Source organism: Alienimonas sp. DA493, from assembly GCF_043951915.1.
Classification (GTDB): Bacteria; Planctomycetota; Planctomycetia; order Planctomycetales; family Planctomycetaceae; genus Alienimonas.
The window spans coordinates 1-6,345 of record NZ_JBINJD010000226.1 but is presented as its reverse complement, the minus strand read 5'-3'; the positions used below and the strand labels follow the sequence as shown (position 1 = coordinate 6,345).

Sequence of the window (6,345 nt, the reverse complement as noted above, 5' to 3'; positions counted from 1 at the left end):
CGCGGCGGGCGACGCCGGTTCGACCTGGACCCGCGACAACCCGTTCCCCGCCACGCTGCTGGCGGTGCGGAACCTCAACGGCGAGGGCTCCGCGAAATACACGTCCCATGTCGAGATCGACCTGACCGGCAGCGATCTGACCTACGAGGTGGGCGATTCGCTCGGTCTGTACCCGACCAACTGCGGCGAACTGGTGGACGAGGTGCTGGCGGAACTCGGGGCGGATCCGATCGCCGTCGTCACCCCGCCGACCGGCGACCCGTGCTCGCTGCGGCAGGCCCTGATCGAACGCGTCTGCCTGGCGGAGGTGACGGACGAATTGTTGGAGGCCCTCGTCCCGCGGTGCGCCGAGCCGGCCGACGCGGAGCTGCTCAAGCGGGCGCTGGACGACCCGGACGCGATCGACGGCTGGGACGTGCTGGACGTGTTGCGGGCGGTTCCGTCGGCGAAAATCGGGTTCGATGCGTTCCTGCAAACGCTCGGCCCGCTGCAACCGCGGCTGTATTCCATTAGTAGTTCCCCCAAGGCCCACCCCGGGCAGGTGCACCTCACGGTGGGGCGGGTGGAGTGGGAACGCGGCTCGCGGAAGCGGAAAGGCGTGGCCAGCACGATGCTCGCCGACCGGCTGCGCGTCGGGGAGACGGTGCGGGTGTTCGTGCAGAAGTCCCACGGCTTTACCGTCCCCCCGGACCCGCAGGCGCCGGCGATCATGGTCGGTCCGGGCACCGGCATCGCCCCGTTCCGGGCCTTCCTGGAAGAACGGGCCGTCACGCAGGCGCCGGGCCGCAACTGGCTGTTCTTCGGCGATCAGCGGGGCGAAACCGACTTCCTCTACCGCGACGAATTAACCGCCCTCCGCGACCGCGGCGTGCTGCACCGGCTCGACACCGCCTTCAGTCGCGATCAGGCGGAGAAAATCTACGTGCAGAACCGCATGCTGGAGGCCGCGGACGAGTTGTACGACTGGCTCCGCGACGGGGCCTATCTGTACGTCTGCGGGGACGCGAAGCGGATGGCGGTGGACGTGGACCGCACGCTGCACGCCATCGTCGCCGACCGGGCCGGCGGGGAGGCCGCGGCGAAAGCCTTCGTGCAGGACTTGAAGAAGTCGAAGCGGTACTGCCGGGACGTCTATTGAATGCCGGCGACGCTGTTCAGGTCTTCTTCAAACACCAACCCGACGCGTCAGCGAGGGCCATCGCACAGCGGAGGCGGGCGTCACTGCGATGACGCTGCACGCCCTCGCTGACGCTTCGGGTTAGTATGGAGACCGCTTGCAAAGACCCGTCGTCGTTCGGAGATCGTCCCGTGCCCGATTCGCCCCGCATCCCGCCGCCGCCCGGCGATCGTCCGGAAGGCAAGAAGCTGCCCGGCACCTATCGGGCGTTCGCGGCGAAGTTCCCGGAGGTCGCCGCCCAGCACGAGCGGATGGCGGACGCCGTGGACGCCGCCGGGCCGCTGGACGCGAAAACGAAGTTCCTCATTAAAATCGGCATCTCGCTGGGCGCCGGGCTGGAGTCGGCGCTGCGGAGCCACGTCCGGCGGGCGATGGCGGCGGGGGCCACGGAGGAGGAGGTCGAACAGGCGATTTTATTGGGCATGAACACCCGCGGCTTCCCGGCGACCGTCGCCGCGTGGAGCTGGGCCCAGGTGCAGTTCGCCCGGGAGCGGGCCGACCGCGAAGCGGCGGGCGAGGCGGAGTGACCGCGCCCGCGAACTCGCCCGCCTATCTGCTCGCCGGCGGCCGCAGCCGCCGGTTCGGCTCCGATAAAGCGACGGCGGACCGCGACGGCGTGCCGGCGCTGACGCGACTGGCGGAACAATTAAGAGCCGCCGGGGCGACCTCCGTGACCGCGGTGGCCCGGGCGGCGGGGCAGTACGACGACCTCAAAGTGCGGACGATCGCCGACGCCGTGCCGGACGCCGGCCCGTTGGCCGGCCTCGACGCCGCCCTCGCCGACGCCGCGGAGCAGGGGGCCGCGTGGGCGCTGGCGGCGAGCTGCGACCTGTTCGACCTGCCGGCGGACTGGGTGAAGCGCCTGCGAACCGCCGCGACGCCGGGGCGCCTCGCCGTCGCCTTCCGGCCGGACCGCTGGGAACCGTTCCCGGGGCTGTATCACGTCGCTCTGCGGCCGGCCGTGCGGGCCCGGCTGGCGGGCGGGGACCGATCGCTGCAAGCGCTGCTCTCGGCCCCGGCCACCCGCGCCGCCGCCGTCCCCCCGCCGCCGGACTGGCCGGAGCGGATCTCCTACAATACCCCGGCGGAGCTGCGGGTCGGGCCGGGACGGAGCCGCGCCCGCGGCTCGCCCGCGGCGCCGTTATGATAGCGGTCCCGCGTCACTCGCCGCCCGCTGCGATGCCCGTCCACGACTTCACCCGCCTGTCCTCCGACGCCTTCCGCGGATTCCATAACGCTTGGCTGACGCGGCTGTACGACGCGCTGAATGCGGGGGCGATGCCGAACGGGTATTACGCCATGATCGAGTCGGAGACGGGGGAGGTCGTCCCCGACCTGCTCGCGTTGCACGCGCCGGCCGCCGACGACAAGTCCGCCGACGTCCCTCCCGGCGGGGGGGTGGCCGTGGCGACCGCCCCGCCGCCCGTCGCCGAGCGGCGGGAATATCGCGGGGCCGCCCGCACGCGGACGCCGCGCAAGTATCTGGCGGTCCGGCGGGCCGACGGCGGCCGCCTGGTGGGACTCGTCGAAGTCGTTTCCCGCGCTAATAAGGATCGACCGGCCAGCGTGGCGCAGTTCGTCGGCAAAGTCGTCTCGGCGGTCGAAGCCGGCGTGCACGTGTTGGTGATCGATCTGTACCCGCCCACCCCGTCCGCCCCGGACGGCTTGCCGGCGGAGATCGGCGCGGAGTGGGGCGACGAGTACCGGCTCAACCCGGCCACGCCCCTGACGCTCGCCTCCTACGTCGCGGACGACCCGCCGGTGGCTTACATCCAGCCCTTGGCCGTCGGCGACGATCTGCCGGACATGCCGCTGTTCCTCGACCCGGGGCACTACGTGAACGTCCCGCTGGCGGCGACGTACGCCGAAAACGTCGCCCGCTTCCCGGCCCCCCTGCGGCGGGCGTTGGAGGCGATGCCTGAACAGACGTGACGCCGCCGTCGGGCCGCGTTAGGGTGCGGGCGTTCACGACCTTCAGGCCCCCGCAGCCGTCATGTCTGAATCTGTGCTCCCTGACCTCCGCGTTCCCGCCCCGGCCGGCGCCGAGGCCGGCGTCGGGGGCGAAGCCGAGGCCGTCGCATCCCGCGACCCGTTCGGCCCGCCGCGGACGCCGGTGGAAGTTGGTTGCCTGCACTGCGGACAGCGGTATCGCAGCGATCGGATCTGGTTCGACGAGGACGCTGCCGGCCCGCCCGGCCCCGACGGCCGCCGCGGCTTCTGGGCCTGCCCGACCGACGGCTGCGGCGGGATCGGGTTCACGTGCGACATCTGGCCGACCGACCCGGAGTACAGAGACGAAGCGACCGGCGAGAAGTACTGGATTGAGGACCCCGACGACGAGGGCGACGGGGCGTGGGACGGGCCGGAGTTCGACGGATCGGGGAGCGGTTTCGACGACGACGTCCCGTTCTGACGGCGTGAAGACCCGGGACGACGGTCCCAGGTCCGCGTCGCTCCGGCCTCACTCGCCCAGCACTTCCGCCCGGGCGGCCTTCAGTACGTCGAGGGCTTTGGCCACGTCGGCCTTTTGACGGTCGCGGTCCTCGGGGATCTCGCGTTCGATCGTCAGCGGGCCGCGGTAGCCGATTTCGTGCAGGGTCCGCAGGTAGTCCGTCATGCCGACCTCGCCCTCGCCGAGAGCCACCTCCTCGCCCCACTCCTTGCCGCGGACGGCCTCCGGGGCGCGGCGGGCGTCTTTGCAGTGCACGCTTTTGACGAACTCGCCCACCTTCCGCAGGGCCGGCAGCGGGTCGTCGGTGCCGTAGAGCAACAGGTTCGCCGGGTCGAAGTTCACGCCGAGGTTCTCCCGGTTCACGTCGGCCAGGAAGTCCAGCAGGTGGGCGGCGGTCTCTTGGCCGGTTTCGAGGTGGACCGTCTGGCCGTTCTCGGCGGCGTGATCGCAGCAGCGGGCGACGACCTTCACGAGGTCCTTGTAGTCCTCGCCGGTGCGGTCCTCGGGAACGAAGCCGACGTGCAGGCCGATCGCGGGGCTGCGGAGTTCCTCGGCGAAGTCGGAGATGGCGCACAGTTCGGCGGCCCGGGCCTCGCGTTGGTCGCGGGGGACGAGGCCGACGGTGTGGGCGGTCTCCGGGATGCTGGCGTAGCTTTCGCCCTCGAAGCCGGCGAACACGCAGGTGAGGACGATGTCCGCGTCGTCCAGATCGGCGAGGAACTGGGCGGCGTGGGCCTCGGTGCGGCTGGCCGGGGCGGGGGCGTGGAGCTGCACGGTGGGAATCGACAGTTCCTTCGCCACGTCCAGCCGCACGCCGAGGCCGGCGTCCAGGGAGGTGAATACGCCGAGGGGGAAGACGTCTCGCATGGGTTCTCCCGGGGGATACGCGGAGCGCGGGGGGCTTGGACCCCGCCCACCCTACCGCCGGGGACCTCCGCGGTGCATCATCCCCGCTCGATCCGTCCTTCCTCCCCACGGCGCGCCGTCGAACGGCGACGGCGAACCGGGGCGCCCGCAGGAGCCGTCCGTCCCCATGAGCGAACCGTCCCCCGCCGACCGCCCCGGGTTCTTCGGTCGGTGGGGTGTGTGGCTGGGGCTGCTCGCGGCGGCGATCGTGCTGGCGCTGGACGCCCCGGAGGGGATGACGCCGGCGGCGCAGAAGACCCTCGCCGTCACGGTCCTCACCGGCGTGCTCTGGTTCACCGGGGCCGTGCCGCTGGGCGCGGCCAGCCTGGTGCCGTTGGTCGCCTTCCCGCTGTGCGGCGTGGTGGAGGTCGGGGCGGCCTCCGAGGCGTATATTAATAAATACGTCTTCCTGTACCTCGGCGGGTTCCTGCTGGCGTTAGGGTTGGAACGCTGGAACGTCCACGAGCGGCTCGCCCTGCACACGCTGCGGTTCACCGGGGCCTCGCCCAGGCGGGTCGTCGCCGGATTCATGCTGGCCGCGGCGGGGCTGAGCATGTGGATCAGCAACACCGCCGCCACGATCATGCTGTTGCCGGTCGCCGTGGCGATGCTCGACGCCTTGGGGAAAAAGATCGACGGCGGGGCCGCGGACGGCGTGACGGCCGAGGGCGGGGCGGGCGAGGCGGCCGCGGAGGAGGCCGCGCGGCAGACCGCCCGCCAGCACAAGCTGACCGTGGCCCTGCTGCTGGGGCTGGCCTGGGCGGCGAGCCTCGGCGGGGTCGCCACGCCGATCGGCACGCCGACGAACGTGGCGTTCCTGGGCGTGTGGGAGCAGGCGTTTCCGGACGCCAGCCTGGACCGGTTCAGCTTCGACCGCTGGCTGCTGGCCTTCGCCCCGGTCTCCGCGGCGATGCTGCTGTTGGCGTGGGGCCTGCTGACCTGGAATCTGCGGCCGGCGCCGGGTGCGGCGACGGTGGGCCGGTCGTTTTTCGCCGGCCGCCTGAACGCCCTCGGCCGGCTCAGCACGCCGGAGAAACGCATGCTGGCGGTGTTCGGCCTCGCCGCGGCGCTGTGGGTGATCCCCGGCCCGCTGTTCGCCGCCCTCAAGACGACGGACGGCGGGGCGGAGTGGATCGCCGCCGTCGACGCCCGCGGCCTCACGCCGGTCGTGCAGCCGGACGACAGCACCGTCGCGATCGCCTGCGCGCTGCTGGCCTTCGCCCTCCCGGCCGGCGACGGGCGGGGCTCCCGGCTGATTAACTGGCACACCGCCGAGCGTTTGCCGTGGGATATTTTGTTGCTGTTCGGGGCCGGCTTCGCCCTCGCACTCGCTTTCAAAGAAACCGGCCTGTCGCTGTGGGTCGGCGAGCGGCTGGGCGACGCCGTCCGCGGGCAGCCGGAGTGGGTGTTGGTGGGGGCCGTCTGCCTGGTGATGACCTTCCTGACCGAATGCACCAGCAACGTGGCGACCTGCTCCATCGTGCTGCCGGTGCTGGCCGGCGTGGCGGTGGAGATCGGCGTCGAGCCGAGCCTCATCATGCTGCCGGCTGCGGCCTCGGCGAGCTTCGCCTTTATGTTGCCGGTGGCGACCCCGCCCAACGCGATCGTGTTCGGCAGCGGCCGCTTGACGATGGGCGAGATGGCCCGCAAAGGGTTCGTTTTAAACCTCGTCGGCGCCGCGGCGATCACGGCCCTGACGCTGTTCTGGGTCCGGCGGATTCTTTGAGACGGGGCGTCCGCTGGGCGCTCTCGGGGCGACGCTCTGCGTCGCCCCGGACGGGACGCGGAGCGTCCGGCCGCTCTGCGGCCC

7 protein-coding genes are annotated in these 6,345 nt (G+C 71.8%); 6 read left to right on the top strand and 1 reads right to left on the bottom strand.

Annotated features, from left to right (window positions below; genetic code table 11):
• The 5 genes from ACG2DA_RS21205 to ACG2DA_RS21185 all read left to right on the top strand — a co-directional run.
• Positions 1-1,138, top strand: a 1,138-nt coding sequence (locus ACG2DA_RS21205; RefSeq protein ID WP_395258482.1) for a sulfite reductase subunit alpha, incomplete at its 5' end; no start/stop codon positions are given.
• 170 nt (positions 1,139-1,308) lie between these two features.
• Entirely contained in the window at positions 1,309-1,704 is a 396-nt protein-coding gene (locus ACG2DA_RS21200; protein WP_395258478.1) for a carboxymuconolactone decarboxylase family protein, read from the top strand.
• Positions 1,701-2,324 (top strand): molybdenum cofactor guanylyltransferase, encoded by a 624-nt coding sequence (locus tag ACG2DA_RS21195; RefSeq protein ID WP_395258476.1) that lies wholly within the window; start codon positions 1,701-1,703, stop codon positions 2,322-2,324. The genes ACG2DA_RS21200 and ACG2DA_RS21195 overlap by 4 nt, the downstream gene beginning before the upstream one ends.
• Before the next feature lie 32 nt (positions 2,325-2,356).
• Complete coding sequence (locus ACG2DA_RS21190; protein WP_395258475.1) at positions 2,357-3,109, top strand: hypothetical protein; 753 nt, start codon at positions 2,357-2,359, stop codon at positions 3,107-3,109.
• A 61-nt stretch (positions 3,110-3,170) separates the two neighbouring features.
• Positions 3,171-3,590, top strand: coding sequence for a hypothetical protein (locus ACG2DA_RS21185; protein WP_395258473.1), 420 nt, complete (start codon positions 3,171-3,173; stop codon positions 3,588-3,590).
• Positions 3,591-3,638: 48 nt separating this feature from the next.
• On the opposite strand, the gene ACG2DA_RS21180 is transcribed toward ACG2DA_RS21185, so the two are convergent.
• The gene (locus ACG2DA_RS21180; RefSeq protein WP_395258471.1) at positions 3,639-4,496 is read right to left on the bottom strand and encodes a sugar phosphate isomerase/epimerase family protein; all 858 of its coding nucleotides are present in this window, start codon (positions 4,494-4,496) and stop codon (positions 3,639-3,641) included.
• 166 nt (positions 4,497-4,662) lie between these two features.
• Here ACG2DA_RS21180 and ACG2DA_RS21175 point away from each other — a divergent pair, with 166 nt between their 5' ends.
• A complete protein-coding gene (locus ACG2DA_RS21175; RefSeq protein WP_395258469.1) occupies positions 4,663-6,261 on the top strand; it encodes an SLC13 family permease in 1,599 nt (532 codons plus the stop codon).
• Positions 6,262-6,345 lie beyond the last annotated feature (84 nt).